The following is a 13,992-nucleotide window of genomic DNA, read 5'->3' as shown; positions in this document are numbered from 1 at the left end:
TTTTTAATGTGGTGGATTGGCAGGGGGTGTTTGTGCAGCTGTGGGCGTTGGTGATGGCGTAATGCTACCAGACTCGTAATCGCTAGGCAACATTGGCTCTCCTCCTTTTGCTGGAGAGGAATTTGAACTTGGTGCAGCGGGTGTTGGCGATGGTGGTTGGTGGTTGGTTGTTGGGGAGGCTTCTGGTGTTGGTGCTGGTGCGTTCTGGGGTGAGGGTGCTGCTTCTGGTGATGGCTGAGCGTTTTGCGGTGAGGGTGATGCTTCTGGGGATGGTTGAGCGTTCTGGGGTGAGGGTGATGCTTCTGGGGATGGTTGAGCGTTCTGGGGTGAGGGTGATGCTGCTGGGGATGGGGATGGTGTTGGCGAGGATGGGGTTGGGGACTGCTTAGATGTTGGCGATTGTTCTGGTTTTGGTGTAGGGGATGGTGCAGGTTGAGGTGATTTATTCTTATTTGTCTTTGTCGAGTTACGTTGAGGATTGGTTTTAGGTTGAGTAGGCGTGACAGTTGAGCGATTTCTGGTTGATGAGGTAGCCCTCACTCTACGGTTAAAACCTTGCCCAGCATTATTCCGATCTTGTCTCCATCTGCGAGTGCCAGATCGAATTGTTGGGTTGACGGGGCTGCTGAGATTTTGCGTCCCACTTTGCCCAGAAGTATTGGCTGCTGGCTGTTGCTCGGTAGTATTTTTTACAGGTTGAGTTGGCGGGGGAGCGGTTGAGTTTGCTTTTTGCGAGTTTTCTTTTTGTGGAAGTGTAATGTTTTTCTCATATCTAGCATCGGTGGGCGATGTAGGCTGAGGTGCAGGCTGGCTGGAGCGCGCGGGTATCGAATTTTGAGGTGACTGAGGTACAGACTTAGGAAAAACTGTGCCGATCGCTAGAGTTGCAATGCCAGCGATCGCAGCTAAACCACCACCAATCCACAAACCGCGTAAAAAAGATTGTTTGGCGGGGATCTCCTCGCTCTCGATAGATGGGGGTTCCATAACCGATACTCCAGGTTGGCTGGACTGAGAAAGCCAACTCGGGATCGAAGAATTATGAGTTGGCGATCGCCCGCCACCCGTCAGACCACCTGAGAAACTTTGGGAATAAGTATGAGGCAATAGTTCCAGCCAATCGGCTACGGTAGCAGGTCGATTGACAGCTTCAATCTCCATCCCCAAAATAATCGCTCGTTCCACGTCAACACTTAACCGAGGATTGATTTGGCGTACGTTGGGCATAGGGATGCGATCGCGCAGGCTAGCGGCAACTGGTACTTTGGCTGTCAAGATCGCGTATAGCGTTGCTGCTAGGGCATAAACATCTGTGGCTGGAGTACGGGGGGCATGGGCGAGATACTGTTCTATGGGTGCGTACCCTTCTGAAACCATGTTGGTATGAGTTTGGGTTGAACCTGGAGTAAATTCCCGCGCAATCCCAAAATCAATCAGTACGACTTCCTGAGTTCCCTGGCGCAAAATAATGTTTTGGGGTTTCACGTCCCGATGCAGCAAGTTCTTCTGATGCACGACTTCCAATGCCGCACCAATCTGCCGAATGTAGTGAATTGCCAGCGTTTCTGGCAAGGGACGATCTGGAAACACCACCTTGGCGAGAGTTTGCCCAGGAATATAATCCATCACCATGAATGGCAAGCCGTCCTCAATGAAGAAGTCGCTGACTCGCACAATATTGGGGTGGACGCAGGCTGCTAAGCGTCGGGCTTCATCCTGAAATTGGCGCTGAAACTTAGCAAATTGCGGCGCTTGCCGGAGCAATTCATTCAGCGTTTTGACTACCACTGGTTGCCCTAAAAATTGGTGGGTGGCTTTATAAGTAATGCCAAATCCCCCCCGTCCTATTTCTTGTTCCAGGGTATATTTCCCACGCTGTAATGTTTTGCCAGCTAGCATACTCCCCTCAAGACTAATGCACGACCTTTAGGCTTGCTTAATTTTTCTGCCTCTTGCCTATGCTAAATCGCTTTTATGTAGAATTTTTAACTTGGTTCCACTTATAGACCTGTCACCCTCCGACGCGACAAAAAACCAGTATGGATTATACCAACCACTGCTACCAGCCGTACACTCATCCAGTCGTCCAATCTGCTTGCTGCGTAGCGAAAGCGATCGCGGCGTGACGTGCAGTTTTATTCTTTCTTTAGAGATGAAAGACGAGAAACAGTGAGGGCTACAGCAATGAAATCCAAAGCCATACATCTATCAGTCTAAGTTAGTCCAAATTAGTCTGGCTGAGAAGTTATGGTTTGTTAACTAACCCACAAGCCTCGAAATAGCTTCTTAGCGACCTAGTAACAACGCTTCTTCAATGCTAAAAATTTAAACAACTCCCTCGCTCTTTTATTAATTTTTATTACTGAAATGGACTATAGATCTCATTCCTGCTTCAGTTCTGACTTTATACTCGCCCCTCATTCGCGGTTACTCTGTCTAAGTAACGGTCATGGCGAAGATATCATTTCAGTTCGGATCGTCCAAGAACTCCAGCAGCTTTGTCCAAACCTCGATATTGCTGCTTTACCAATTGTCGGTGAAGGTAAAGCTTACGCTCGTCTGGGTATTCCCCTAATTGGTAGCGTAAAAATCATGCCTTCTGGTGGCTTCATTTACATGGATGGACGGCAACTGCTAGGAGATCTTCAAGGTGGCTTGTTACAACTGACTTGGCATCAGTTGAGGGCGATACGTCAATGGGTAAGGGGAGCAGGGAGTAGGGAGCAGGGAGCAGGGGAGAAGAGAGCTGAGAAAGCTGAGGAAGCAAATCAAAATTCAAAATTAATTCCGAATTCCGAATTCCGAATTCCGAATTCTTTAGTATTAGCCGTAGGCGATATCGTACCCTTACTCTTTGCCTGGCGGAGTGGAGCGAATTATGCTTTTGTGGGGACAGCTAAATCTGAATATTACGTGCGGGATGAAAATGGTGTTTTGCCTGGGCGATCGCCTTTTGCCCGTTTAGAACATTGGTCGGGTTCGATTTATCATCCTTGGGAGCGCTATTTTATGAGCCATCGCCGCTGTCGAGCGGTATTTCCTAGAGACTCCCTGACTGCTAAAATTTTGCAACAGCATAACGTTCCTGCCTTCGATCTGGGAAATCCCATGATGGATCGCCTCGAACCATCCCAATTTGTAGAGGAGACAAGCCAAGCGCTAAAAATTCTGCTGCTACCTGGTTCTCGTCCTCCCGAAGTTTACCGAAATTGGGAACTGATATTGCAAGCAGTCAAAGATTTAATCGTGACTTTCGGCGATCGCCCATTGGTATTTTTAGCTGCGATCGCCCCTAATCTCGATTTAGAGCCTTTTTGTCAATCTCTTGTAAATACTAGATTTACCAAAGCCCCCCGATCTTCGGGGGTTGGGGGATCCTCCCGAGTCATTGACATTTCAACAAAAAAATGCATCTGTTATCTTAACTCAACACGCCTACAACGACTGCTTGCATCAAGCCCAAATTGCGATCGCAATGGCAGGAACGGCGACAGAACAATTCATTGGGCTAGGCAAACCTGCCATTATCATGCCTGGTCAAGGTCCGCAATTTACCTATGCTTTTGCTGAGGCACAAAGCCGTCATTTTGGGGAATCGATTACTTTCGTCCAAAACCCTCACCAAGTTGGTGTTGCGATCGCGGCTTTACTCTCTAACCCCGAAAAGCTGCAATCTATCGCTGAGAACGGCATACGCCGCATGGGTAAACCGGGTGCAGCCCGCCGCATTGCCGAGTGCTTAATTGAGAAATATAGCAAATGTCTGTAGGGGCGCACAGCTGTGCGCCCCTACACAAGGTGTTTAAACAAACTATATGCCTTTTAAAGGGAGTTGGGGGAGCGAATAACTACTTCGTCAACCCATCAAATACGCCCCGCAAAGCAGCGACAGCATCTTGAGTTCTTGCCCAAACGCTTTGATCTGGATCTTTACCCGTTAGTTCGCGGGTTCCCAGAACCTCTAGAATTCCTTTCATTTGCTCTTGGTGGGCGCGGTTTTCAAAGTTGACTTGGTTAAGAGGCGCGATCGCATCCTTGACATCTTCCCCTGTCACCTGGGATGCTTTGTGAATAATTAAGCCAGTCATAACAGCTTGGTGTTTGATCCGCTCGTGAGCTGAGACTTTTTGATATAACGAAAGTTCGTTACCATCCATTAAACGGTTGACTTGCTCTACATATTGCCCAGTTGTATCTCTATGCCCGACAGAACCACCACCAAACTTAGCAATAACTTCGTTAATGACAGTCAAATTTTGCCTGTCGTCTCTGAGAAAATCGTTGAGGCGATCGCTAATTTCTTTATCGCTACTGACAGATGGAATCAATTTCTCTTCATTGCTAATTAGCAACTCTTGTAGGGCTTTTAAATCTGCTAGTTCCATTGCGATCGCTCTACGCTTGGTATCGTCTAAAGTTGCGACCATATTTCACTTTCCCTCCAATTGCTATGTCAAGCTATAAGCTCTCATATAAAGCTATTTATTTGAATCTTACTTGAGATATATTCTCAAGAAATCTGCAATCGATAGGGGCGCACAGTGTGCGTCCCTACCAAGAACTAGCAACCAACAACTATTCCCCAGTAATTGATAAATTATCGATCCAAATCCGAGGGCAAACCCCAGATGGGGTTAATTCTGCCTCTGGTTCGACGAAAATAATTGACTGCAACACTTCCAGAAAATCTCCTGCCACAGTAGCAGATTCGATACTCGTCCGCTTGCCATTGTTAACGACCCAACCATCGAAGGGGAGGGAGAAAGAACCTTGCAAGGCTTTGACTCCGGCATGTAAGGCATGTAAATCGTCAACAAAAATGACATTTTCAGCCGTATCTAAGTTGTATGTTTGAGTTGCTGGTTGGTTAGAAAAAACGTGATAGAAATGAGGACTAACCGTCACCTTTGCCCCAATGTTAGCGTGTCCGGTGGGTTTTGCGTCTAAGCGCTTTGCCGTACCTGCGCTATGGAGAAAATTTGTTAATACTCCATCAGAGATAATCGAGATGCGACGGGTAGGCGTACCTTCACCGTCAAACGTTTCTCCAGCAATATTTTCAGGATGTAATGCATCATCGCACACCGAAAGCAAAGGCGAGGCAATTTGCTTACCGATAGATTCTGGTGTAGACAGACTTTGTTTATCCAGAATACTTTGAGCATTGTACAGATTAGAAAAAGCACCCAGCAGACTTAAAAAAGCTTCAGGAGAAAAGACAACGCGATATTTACCAGACTTAACTTTCTCGTAATTCAAGTGACTGATAGTTTTTTCGGCTGCTTCTTTCAGACAAGCTTGAATATCTAAGTTGTCTAGATTACGGCTAATCCGAAATGCGCCAGCAGAACGGGGTTTTTTCCCTTCTTCATCGGTTTTGCTGTAAAGATAGATCGAAGCATAGGAACGGGCTTCATGACGTGTCGCACCTTCACTATTAAGATAAAACCGATCTAAATCTCTTTGCGATAAACCATTGTAGGGTACACCCGCGATCGCCGGGTGAGCAGCCAAGAGTTCCTTTTCAGCCGAGATCAGGGTTTCAATTAACTTAGCTACAGGTGCTTGAGGTGCTGTAGCTTCTGTATCAGCAGTAATCGGCGCGATTGCTTCTGGACTAAAATCTGGTACATTTTCTTTAACCCCAAAGAAACTCGCTTCATAGGCAGTTTTCAAAGCAAGTTCGATACCTTCAGGATATACGTCTGTCGTGCTAGTGACTCCTACGTTATTGTTTTCATTCCACACCCGCACCGTCACCCCAGAACGATTTGAGGCTTTGACTTGTTTTGGTTCGCCTGAATCTACCTGCACGCTAGTTTCATCAACAGAAGAACCGAAAATATCAAATTTTTGAACGCCAATTTTACCAGCACTATCTCGAACGTAATTTGCAAGTTCTTGAATATTCGTCATACTCTTTACTTATCTTCTTAAAATGCGATCGTGCAAAGACGCAGAGACGCTAAGCATCCTTTGCACGGACACTTTGACGCGACGTGCTTTAACGGGGGAACCCCGCAACGCAGTCGCTCCTCAACGGGGGACACCCCCGCACGCAAGTGTCCTTGTCTTTGCGTGACAAAATTCTTATCTTCCGCCAACCGTAATCGAATCTACCTTAATATGAGGTTGTCCGACAGTAACGTAGATACTACCGCTAACAGAACCGCAGAAACCCGCCGCTAATCCCAAATCCTGGGAACACATAGAAATCTTATTCATAATTTCCTGTGCGTCACCAATCAAAGTAGCACCTTTAAGGGGTTTGGTAATTTTGCCATTTTCAATTAAGTAAGCTTCTTCAACCGCAAAGTTGAACTGTCCCGTCGCGCCGACGCTACCACCACCCATTTTCTTGCAGTAGATCCCTTTGTCAATCGAACCAAAGATTTCTTCGTTGGTATAGCTACCTGGTGCGATATAAGTGTTGCGCATCCGCGAGGCGGCGGCGTAGGTATAACTTTGCCTGCGTCCGCTTCCCGTTCTGGGGTGTCCGGTGCGCAAGGAACCAGCGCGATCGCTCAAGAAGTTTTTCAAAATTCCATTTTCGATCAATAATGTCCGTTGGGCTGGCATTCCCTCATCGTCCATGTCAATCGTACCGAAAGCACTATCTGACAGTCCTTCATCCCAAGCAGTCAGGCTTTCATGAGCGATTTTTTCACCCTTCTTGTCAGCAAAAGGAGTGGTTTTGCGTTCGATTTGGGTGGTTTCCAGCAGGTGTCCGCAAGCTTCATGGAAGATGACACCACCAAACTGATTTGCCATCACGATTGGATACGTACCCGATTCTACATAATCGGCATACAACATCTTACCTGCCGATTCTGCCACTTCCTCAGCGGTTGATTTGTAATCCCAAGCTCTGAGAAAATTAGGATCGCTAGTACTACCTGCCCGTTGTCCGATGGATGTCCGATGGATGCCATCCGCACACAACAAGTTAAATCCTACCGATTGCGTCAAGCGAATGTCTCTAGCAAATGTGCCATCACTGGAAGCAACTAAAACTTCTTGCCAGTCGCGGAAATAGGTAGCGCGTCTCGATTGGACGTGGTTTGCTTTGAGTTGTAACTGTTGGTTGGCATCTAGCAGCACTTCTCCCATTTCGCGAATCGAACTACAGCTAGCAAACCAGCTATCTTTACCTTTAGTCGTGGCGTAGTCTCGCAGCAGTTCTAAATTAATCGCAGGGATGTAGGCGTTGGGTGCTGGAAGTTGTAACCCTAGAATGGAAAGTCCTTTTTCTAAAGCGGCTTTGAGTCCGTTAAATGTTAAATCGTTGGTGCTGACATAGCAATCAGCCTTACCGCGAAACACTCTCACCCCTGCACCAGTAGATAATCTGGGGGAGATGCTGGCGATCGTGTCGTCTTCTGCTAAACAGTTAATATAGTTAACTCGTTCCAAGAAAAATTCTACAAAATCTGCACCTGCTGCTCGTCCTAAACCAAGTAGGGTAGCAAGGGGTGCTTCCCAAGTTTCATCAAAGCGATCGCGTTTTAATTTATAGTCCAGGTTAGGCAGTTCTCTCGATAGCAGTAGGCTACTCGGATACGTCGATAGCATCATCGGGCTTGAGCGTCCTTGTTGAGGATTTACTGACACTTTAGACTTTCAGTCTAACAAACTACCATCAGCCCAAGCTGTAGGGGTATCGCTACGTTAAAGTAGGGTGTGTTAAATAACGCACCCTAATACTAGGGTTTCATCTTGCACAAATTTTGTCTTGTCTAAACTCGTAGAATTTGTGATGATGTATGTCGTTTCATCAAGAATGTGCTGCAAATATTCACGAGCCGACGGAGACATACTCGACCTCATCTAGAATGTGCGGAGCAATGTAAGGACTTAATTATTCAATAGTAATAAGGTCAACTGCTCTACCGAAAAGATCTTCTAGAAAAAAGGATAGGTGTATAAAGTTATCAAACGTTTTCTGGTCTGGCTCAAAAGCAACTAAAATATCGACATCACTTTGAGCGTGAATTGCGGTATCACGGGCGAACGAGCCGAAAACGCCGCAACGTTTAACTCCAAAGCGCTGCAACTCCTGCTGATATTCCTGGAGAAGAGCCAGCACTTGAGCTTTCGTTTGTACGGGCATCGTTTGCATAGACTACTCATCTGATGCTGAGTCTATCACAACCTTGGGGACTCAGAAATAGCATCAAAACATTGTCTCCGCTGGGGGACTGAGCAGGTCAACGTTCCTGTTAAGTAGTTACAAGTAACTTTGTGTAACCCCACCAAGATCTTTCAACAATTCACTTCAACGTAGTTTTTGTGTCGCTTCACACAGATCTTACTCTAGCTTTATCCAAGCTCTAACGACAGCTTTTCCAACATTGATGTAAGGATTGTCTAAAAATTCTTCAATGGCTGCCTCACTACCAGCTTGCAATGCACTAACTACTCGACGTTTAAAACTAGGAGTAGTTTCATCATTAACATATGCTACCTTGTCGGCATCAGTGGCGGTAGGATTACTTTGCTCTAACTGTTTAAGAAGTTTTTGAATTTCTGCTGCTGCTTCAGCAAGGGTTTTCTTTTGTTCCATCTGAACAAAAGTATTATTGTCTGAACGAGCATATCTGCCCGCAGCTCCTGCCTGACCAATATTGTATGTATCGCCCATGTTGTATACCTCTGTTAGTGTTACATTTGCCCACTGATTGACAAACCGCTCTAACTTGTCAAAAATATTTTTACGTATGTCTAACCTTTCAAGAGAAGCAAGAAGATTATCACGTTGTCCTGGACTAATGATGTGAATAGATTCACGTGCGATTTCAATAAGCTCTGTTTCAAAATGTTTATTAGAAGCAGTTTCTAGCTTGCTTATTCTTGCTGTTGCACTGTTCAAATACCTTTGAAGCGTATCACTTTGCGGAGTTCTAGGTAGTATGTTGATTTTCTCATTCATTATATTCCGTAGAATCAGACGTAATCCCTCGTGTTCAGCATGTAATCTAAGAAGACAAATACGCAAGGTTCTTGCTCTATCTGACTCATAGAGTTTTTCATGATGGTTGCTTCTCCATGTTGAACTTCTATTAGTATGAAGTACCCACATACGGAGATTAAACCCTGAGTAAGGCACAAGACAATGAAGAAGCTGAAACTCTTCATCTTCTGATATAATAACTGGCTTAGACCAAAATGGTAACTTAATGTCTTCTTTAGCATTTAACTGAGTAAATAGCAGCGGGACACCAGACCTTACCCACCAATCTTCTGGTTTACATAAAAAGCTTTGGCTTGTAGTTGCCTCCTGATACAGTTGAACCAAATGCTTACCCGAGCGCAATAAATCATAGAATTCTGTATTTCCTTGAAAGTTTCTAATTGAAACAGGAAGAGATAGAAAATGTTCGATAAGCTCCTTGAATTGCCAATTAAGTAGTGTCGAGCGCATTCTCTTCTTGGGACAAATACCTACTTCGTATTTACCAACCGCCCAGCCATCAAAGTATAAGCGCCGAAAAACGCAGCGAAGCAAAATACTCGATGCTAATTTGCTATCAACGAATTTCAGGCTATTACAAAATCGAAGCGCTTTATCTGCCTCACAAATTTCATCTTCTCCTATCCATCCTTCTATGCCACCTCGTCTTCGTCTCCTGATGCTTCCAAAACAGCGAACGAATTCATAATCAGGTGTAGGTAATGGCCATCCTGGAACATCTAATCGCCCAGTATTTTCAAGAAATTTTCTTGCATCTGCAAACGGAAATTGGATGGAAATTAACATGAATCAAGTTTTTTTAAATGTTCCTCCCCCTCGAACGAGGAGGAACTGTAGATAACCAGATCGAATCCGGTGGGAACTTCTAGTTAATTTGCTTTACGTTTTTTGACTTGGGCATTTACCTGCCTCACGGTATGCTATCTACAATCGCTACCAGTGATCCACAGTCACCAGATCAATAGTCTTTAAGCTCGATATGCTATTCTGACAAGAACCACCGGTACATACCAGCTATGGGTAACCCCCAACAGATTAATGGTTTAGATGCTGAACAACAATTAACCACCTAAGATTAGCTTCGTTCTTTCAGATATAGACTGACAATAGATAGACTAGAGACTTTTAGCATCTTCAATATGAAACTTCCGCATGGTCTCTGTCAATAGATATTCCATCAAGTTGAGCATTCTTAGTTTTCTAACACCTCCAGCTTGACACACGCACAATTTCTAGCTGGTCGGCATAATTATTTATCATGCAGAAACTTTCTGTATAACTATCCCATTTAGGACTTTATCCAGAATCCTTCCGTATAACTACCCTGTTTAGGACATTATTCGGAATCTTTTTGTATATCCACCTTGACTAGAATTTCATCCAGAACAGAATTTCAATTAAATACGATCGCACCTCTCCTATTCTCATTACATGGTAAGGGCGATCGCTTTATCCTGTACAAATACTGTAGTCTCACTTGTCATCCAACGACAATCTGGGCTTAATATTGAAAAATTACGCTGAAAACATAAATTCTCTTTTAGATTTAGATATCTAGATTGAGTCCAAAATTCCCGATGCCAGAAGCCAACCTCACCGACCAATTATCCATCCCGACTCCCGACTCTAGTACGGGCGCACAGCTGTGCGCCCGTACAAATAATTGGGAACAGCTGCGCAACAGCTTGCGCCCAGGACAGCAACAAATGGCAGATTGGCAGGGGGGACAGTTGGCAGTCTCGGCAGTGCCAGGGGCAGGCAAATCGACGGGAATGGCAGCAGCAACGGCAATTGCGATCGCCCGCTATCAATTACATGCCAAACGTGCGATTGTTGTTGTTACATTTACTCGTTCTGCGGCAGCAAATATTAAAGGTAAGATTCGCAGGTATTTACGAGAAGAATTATCTCTACCACCAAGAGGATTCACTGTCAATACCCTACACGGTTTAGCGCTGAATATTGCCAGCCGCTATCCTGACTTGTCGGGACTACCGTTGGATAACGCGACGTTAATCACGCCCAACCAGAGCCACCGCTTGATTCGGACTTGTGTAGAACAGTGGATTGCTGCTAATCCCCGCTTGTATTCTCGGTTACTCGAAGGTAGGCAATTTGACGGCGAAGAAACAGAACGCTTACGGCGACAGTCGGTATTGCGGACAGAAGTACTACCAGGATTAGCTTATTTAGTCATTCACGAAGCGAAAAGCTCTGGATATCAACCGCAACAGTTGCGAGTGTTGGGCGAACAGGCAATAGATGAATATGAAATTTTAACCGTCGCCGCTGGATTGTACGAACAGTATCAGAATCTAATGCGATCGCGCGATTTAATCGACTACGACGATATGATTTTGGCAGCGCTACGGGTACTAGAAAATCCTAGCGCCAGACGCAACGAACAAAAGCAAGTTTTTGCCGTATTTGAAGACGAAGCTCAAGACTCTTCACCCCTGCAAACCAAACTCTTAGAAATTCTGGCGCAAGATCCAGAAAACCCAGATTTACCACCAAATTTAATCCGCGTTGGCGATCCCAACCAAGCAATTAATTCTACCTTTACCCCTGCCGACCCAATTTATTTTCGTCGCTTCTGCGAAGAGTGCCAGCAGCAACAACGTTTGGCGACAATGGATATGGCAGGACGCAGCACTAGGATTGTCATTGCCGCAGCTAACTTTATGTTGGGGTGGGTGAATGGAAGGGAGCAGGGAGTAGGGAGTAGGGAGCAGGGAGGAAGGGGACAAGGGGACGAGGGGGAACTCGGGGTCCCGCGACCGAAGGGAGTGGGGATTAGGGGGCGAAGGGGGACAAGGGGGACAAGGGAGCGGTCAACCAATTACCAATTACCAATTACCAATTACCTCTTTGCCATTTCGAGCGCAAACGATTCATCCGGTTAGCCTGGACGACCCGCAGCCGGATGCTAATCCTGCGCCGATTGGTGGGGGATTGGAGTTGCATACGCCTCGCGATATTCATCACACGGCAGAATTGATTGGTCGGCGGGTAGTGGCGCTGTGTCAAGCAGAATCGAATGGAGAAACACAAACTCCAGAAACACCGAATAATCTGCGCATGGCGGTTTTAGTGAGGGAAAACAGACAGGGACGATGGCTGGCTGAAGCGATCGCGCCGATTTGCCAAGAGCATAATATCGTAGTGTACGAGGTTTCAGAAAGCGATCGCCATTCTCAAGTTCCGGCGGAAGTGCTAGCACTGCTGCAATTCCTCGACCGTCCTCACTCCCCCGATTATCTCAAAGCTGCCTTGGAAGTTTTGGTACAGCGTCAGTTAATCCAACCGCAAGATTTGAACGCGCTGGCAACCATTCCCGAACAATTTCTGTATCCTGGTCCTTTAGACGCACCTCAACCCGAACCAGCTCAAAAAGCCAGTCATTTGTGCCGCAGCCTGCTTCGCGCTCGCATGGAGTTACCTCCCTATCAATTAATTTCCTTCCTTGCCTTAACCCTGAATTACGACCAAGCAGAACTCGCGACAGCAGATAAGCTAGCAGAACGAGTGCAGCAACAACTTGCTGGTAATGGCAGTCATAATTTGGCTGCCATGTTGCTAGTGTTGAGCGAAATTGTCAATTCGGAAAAATTTGAAGCCGTGGATACGGAAGATTCCGAGGCGCGTTATACCCGTCCTGGGCAACTGACAATTATTACCATGCACAAAGCTAAAGGATTGGATTGGGACTGCGTATTCATTCCGTTTTTACACGAAAATACAATTCCTGGAAATCTGCGCGTTTTACCTCAAGCTCATTTTTTGGGAGATTTCACCGTTGCAGAAGTTGCCCGCGCCCAAATTCGCGCTGCTTTGCACGAACAATTTCCCTTACCCGATGTTGCTACGGCGTGGGAACAGGCAAAACAACTCAAGACAGCAGAAGAGTTTCGCTTACTTTATGTTGCCATCACTCGCGCCAAACGGTTACTGTGGATTTCTGCGGCACAAAAAGCACCTTTCACCTGGAGCAAACCTGAAAATTTAGATAACAGTCGCCCCTGTCCGGTATTTTCGGCTTTAGTGCGCCAATTTCCGCGATCGCTAGTCACAACATAACAATATTGACTGTCCCGAACATAATTATCAGCAGCTCGTCTCTCGCAGTCGCCACAAATGCCTAGAGCCCAAAGTGATGGTATTATCCGACTGGTTTACTATACTTCCCTGGCGTGACTCCAACAAAACGCTTGAATTGCCTGGTTAAATGACTTTGATCGGCAAAACCCGTTTGTTGCGCCACCTGCGCGATCGCATATCCTCGTGATAAAAGCCTTTTTGCTTTTGCCACCCGCACTTGAGTTAAATACTCGTAAGGTGGCATACCAACGCGATCGCGAAATGTTCGTAATAAATAAAACGGACTGAGATTGGCGATCGCGGCAAGTTTTTCTAAAGAAATATTTTCTGTATAATTTGCTTCTAAATACGATCTAATTCGCGCGATCGGTTTGTCTTGTGTACCTATTTGTTTCAGTGTAGGGCGAGCGCCTGCATGACGTTGAATCAATTTTACAAGCGTTCCCAACCAGCGCGTATCTTTTTCTAACTGCGACGGCGAAGTTTCTAAACTTTGATGTAGTTGTAATATCTGTTGAGCAAGCTGGCGATCGTCAATCACGGCTTGCGGAAAATAAGGCATAACCTGTCGTCCCACAAAAGCCTCAGCCGCAGCTTGTTGCAATAAACTCACATCAGGATATAACACGCGATATGTCCAACCATTCTCAACTCCCGCACTTCCCGTATGCACCTCACCAGGGTTGACAATCACCACCGTACCAGCAGGGGCAAAATGCATTTCGCCTTGGTAAGTAAACTTTTCTACCCCTTGTTCGATGACACCGATAGTATAAGCTTCGTGAATGTGTCGGCAGAAAGCATGAGTAATATAAGTTGCTCTAAGTAACTCCAAATTACCAAACTCCGGCTGTCGCCAAAACTTAGCACGTTCGCACCTAGCTGGAGTTCTAGCAGCGTTATCCATAAGATAGCAGTTC

General features: G+C 45.9%; 8 protein-coding genes and 2 pseudogenes. 3 read left to right on the top strand and 7 right to left on the bottom strand.

The window, feature by feature from the left end; genetic code table 11:
* Window positions 1–3: 3 nt before the first annotated feature.
* On the bottom strand, window positions 4–1,899 hold the full coding sequence (locus M5J74_RS27590; RefSeq protein ID WP_250014422.1) for a serine/threonine protein kinase: 1,896 nt from the start codon (window positions 1,897–1,899) through the stop codon (window positions 4–6).
* A gap of 91 nt (window positions 1,900–1,990) precedes the next feature.
* Between M5J74_RS27590 and M5J74_RS27585 the strand changes: the two genes are divergently transcribed.
* Together M5J74_RS27585 and M5J74_RS27580 are read left to right on the top strand one after the other, a co-directional pair.
* Complete coding sequence (locus M5J74_RS27585; RefSeq protein WP_127022191.1) at window positions 1,991–2,173, top strand: hypothetical protein; 183 nt, start codon at window positions 1,991–1,993, stop codon at window positions 2,171–2,173.
* Window positions 2,174–2,367: 194 nt separating this feature from the next.
* Window positions 2,368–3,769 (top strand): annotated as a pseudogene (locus M5J74_RS27580) (lipid-A-disaccharide synthase-related protein).
* A 79-nt stretch (window positions 3,770–3,848) separates the two neighbouring features.
* On the opposite strand, the gene M5J74_RS27570 reads toward M5J74_RS27580, so the two are convergent.
* From M5J74_RS27570 to M5J74_RS27550, 5 genes are all read right to left on the bottom strand, one after another.
* Window positions 3,849–4,427 (bottom strand): hemerythrin, encoded by a 579-nt coding sequence (locus M5J74_RS27570; RefSeq protein WP_015157074.1) that lies wholly within the window; start codon window positions 4,425–4,427, stop codon window positions 3,849–3,851.
* A gap of 148 nt (window positions 4,428–4,575) precedes the next feature.
* Window positions 4,576–5,916: a TldD/PmbA family protein gene (locus tag M5J74_RS27565; protein ID WP_015157073.1), complete on the bottom strand. Its 1,341-nt coding sequence runs from the start codon at window positions 5,914–5,916 to the stop codon at window positions 4,576–4,578.
* 174 nt (window positions 5,917–6,090) lie between these two features.
* Window positions 6,091–7,575, bottom strand: a complete 1,485-nt coding sequence (locus M5J74_RS27560) for a TldD/PmbA family protein (protein WP_015157072.1) — start codon at window positions 7,573–7,575, stop codon at window positions 6,091–6,093.
* A gap of 283 nt (window positions 7,576–7,858) precedes the next feature.
* A complete protein-coding gene (locus M5J74_RS27555) occupies window positions 7,859–8,119 on the bottom strand; it encodes a nucleotidyltransferase family protein (RefSeq protein WP_250014417.1) in 261 nt (86 codons plus the stop codon).
* A 189-nt stretch (window positions 8,120–8,308) separates the two neighbouring features.
* Complete coding sequence (locus tag M5J74_RS27550; RefSeq protein WP_250014416.1) at window positions 8,309–9,757, bottom strand: hypothetical protein; 1,449 nt, start codon at window positions 9,755–9,757, stop codon at window positions 8,309–8,311.
* A 920-nt stretch (window positions 9,758–10,677) separates the two neighbouring features.
* On the opposite strand from M5J74_RS27550, the pseudogene M5J74_RS33700 reads away from it, so the two are divergent.
* Window positions 10,678–13,051 (top strand): annotated as a pseudogene (locus tag M5J74_RS33700) (ATP-dependent helicase).
* Between the two features lie 82 nt (window positions 13,052–13,133).
* On the opposite strand, the gene M5J74_RS27535 reads toward M5J74_RS33700, so the two are convergent.
* Complete coding sequence (locus M5J74_RS27535) at window positions 13,134–13,979, bottom strand: AraC family transcriptional regulator (protein WP_250014411.1); 846 nt, start codon at window positions 13,977–13,979, stop codon at window positions 13,134–13,136.
* Between the last annotated feature and the right edge of the window lie 13 nt (window positions 13,980–13,992).

Origin of the sequence: Chroococcidiopsis sp. CCNUC1 (assembly GCF_023546805.1) — a bacterium.
Classification (GTDB): Bacteria; Cyanobacteriota; Cyanobacteriia; order Cyanobacteriales; family Chroococcidiopsidaceae; genus Chroococcidiopsis; species Chroococcidiopsis thermalis.
Note: the sequence above shows the minus strand (reverse complement) of the source record. Positions and strands in the feature narration are given on the sequence as shown.

Bases quoted from the DNA above. Each gene is read 5' to 3' on its own strand.
- M5J74_RS27590 (WP_250014422.1), bottom strand. From the start codon at position 1,899: ATGCTAGCTGGCAAAACATTACAGCGTGGGAAATATACCCTGGAACAA.
- M5J74_RS27570 (WP_015157074.1), bottom strand. From the start codon at position 4,427: ATGGTCGCAACTTTAGACGATACCAAGCGTAGAGCGATCGCAATGGAA.
- M5J74_RS27565 (WP_015157073.1), bottom strand. From the start codon at position 5,916: ATGACGAATATTCAAGAACTTGCAAATTACGTTCGAGATAGTGCTGGT.
- M5J74_RS27560 (WP_015157072.1), bottom strand. From the start codon at position 7,575: ATGATGCTATCGACGTATCCGAGTAGCCTACTGCTATCGAGAGAACTG.
- M5J74_RS27555 (WP_250014417.1), bottom strand. From the start codon at position 8,119: ATGCAAACGATGCCCGTACAAACGAAAGCTCAAGTGCTGGCTCTTCTC.
- M5J74_RS27550 (WP_250014416.1), bottom strand. From the start codon at position 9,757: ATGTTAATTTCCATCCAATTTCCGTTTGCAGATGCAAGAAAATTTCTT.
- M5J74_RS27535 (WP_250014411.1), bottom strand. From the start codon at position 13,979: ATGGATAACGCTGCTAGAACTCCAGCTAGGTGCGAACGTGCTAAGTTT.